Source organism: Campylobacter sp. BCW_6464, from assembly GCF_001762775.1.
In the GTDB taxonomy this organism is placed as follows: domain Bacteria; phylum Campylobacterota; class Campylobacteria; order Campylobacterales; family Campylobacteraceae; genus Campylobacter_D; species Campylobacter_D jejuni.
Genome location: NZ_MJXM01000088.1, coordinates 1 through 1,774, shown reverse-complemented (window position 1 = coordinate 1,774; position 1,774 = coordinate 1). Strand labels below are relative to the sequence as shown.

Here is a 1,774-nt window from a genome sequence, read left to right as displayed (position 1 = left end):
CTTTGCTATGTCAAGGCTTCTTGAGTATCCCCTGCTTTTGCAGGGTTTAGAACAATCCCTTTGACTTACCAAACAAACTTTTAACTAAGCCTATCTTCCTTTCTATTGATTTATTTTATTTTTTAGTTTATATTTTTCTTGCTTATGCTAAAAGATAAGATTCAATCATAAATAAAATGTATTAAGAAGCTAAAGAATTTGTTTGGTATAATTGCATTAAGGGTTTTGCCACAAGGCTGCAACCCTGTGGCATAATCACACCCTAGAAAGGGGGTGAACTATATGACACGACTCATACTTATAATTATACTACTTTGTATAATTACTGTCAAGGCTTATTAGCCTTGCCCCTTTGGGGGTGAGTTTCCCCTTGTGGCTTACCAAACAAACTTTTAACTAAATTTCTCTTCTTCTATTGAATTTCTATATTTTTTTATATTTTTTATTTGAACTAAATAATAAACTTAACAAGATTTAAATTTACCAAATCTACTATCTTTTTACTTCAATCTCACATTCATAATCATATTAGATAAAAAGATACTATCTTTATCAAAGTCTTTTGAGTTATATTCATTTTTTGATTGTATAGTTTGCATTAAAGTTGAAAGATTGTATAAACTTAAACTTTCTAATATATTTATGAGTTCTATCTTGCTTAAAGTATTAAAATCATTTAACAATCTAAGATAATTACTTATAATAGAAGAAGAATTTATATTATGAAATACAATTTTATTTTTTATATCTTTTTTAATAAAAAATTGATTATTTTTTATATAAAAATAATCTTTAAGATGATGATTGCTTAATATTTGATTGTAAAAACTTAAAAGACTTTCTTTGCTGTTTAAGTCTATAAAATTAAGATAAAAATTCTTTTCTTCTAAGGCTAATTTTAAAGCATTAAGATTAGTAAAAGAAGCATTAATATTTTCATTATTTTTTAAAGCATAAACGATATTTTCTTGTTCTTGTTTTTGGGTAATAGCATATTGTAATAAAGGATTTTTATAATGTGTATCGCTATTGATTAAAACATTGATATAAAAAGCTTCTTTGCTTTTTTGAGTTAATTGAAGCAAAGATAAAAGTGTAGAAGGGATATAAAAAGAATCAAGCTTTAAATTTAAATACTTATCATAAGTATTTATATAAGTTAATTCTTGAGTAAAATCCAAAGCTTGTTCTTTTAAATTTAAAAGCATTGTTCCACCTAATCCTAATAAAGCTAGATTTTTGAAATTCTCTAAAGCTTTTCTTTTTTCTAAATTGATTTGAAGTATTTTTTGCATTGTTTTTCCTTTCTTTTGTGGTTCACTCTTTTATATTATGCTCTTTAGCATAAGCTCTTATCTTAGCTCGAAGTTCTTGCGGAAAATTATATCTATAAATAGCAGGAATTCTTGGGTCAAGAAGTTTGTCTAAATATCCTCTTTTATAAATCCATTCTAATCTTTCAGGTGTAAAATAATAAGGGGCATTAGGATAGCCTTGAGGTGGGGTTAGGGCTGCTAGTTTGGCGCTTAATACTAGGGTATCTTTGAATAAAGTAGCTTGTTGTTCACTCCAATCATTTGGAGTATCTACATCAAATCTTGTTACCATTCCATTTTCGTATCCATCCATAGCATCATCAAATTTATTTCTACTTTCAGGAGTAGAATCTATATCTCTTGGATCTTTTAATTTGCCTTTTTTAATATCATTATATAAAGCCCAAATGATCCTGCCTTCTTCATCATAGGCAAAATCATATTTATTTAAATCAATC

At 26.7% G+C, this 1,774-nt stretch carries 1 protein-coding gene and 1 pseudogene; both read right to left on the bottom strand.

Going from position 1 to position 1,774, the window contains the following annotated elements:
* Positions 1–500: 500 nt before the first annotated feature.
* Positions 501–1,295, bottom strand: coding sequence for a hypothetical protein (locus AJ885_RS09880; RefSeq protein ID WP_070273984.1), 795 nt, complete (start codon positions 1,293–1,295; stop codon positions 501–503).
* 22 nt (positions 1,296–1,317) lie between these two features.
* Positions 1,318–1,774, bottom strand: a pseudogene (locus AJ885_RS09875) (hypothetical protein); the annotation flags it as partial.

Bases quoted from the DNA above. Each gene is read 5' to 3' on its own strand.
- AJ885_RS09880 (WP_070273984.1), bottom strand. From the start codon at position 1,295: ATGCAAAAAATACTTCAAATCAATTTAGAAAAAAGAAAAGCTTTAGAG.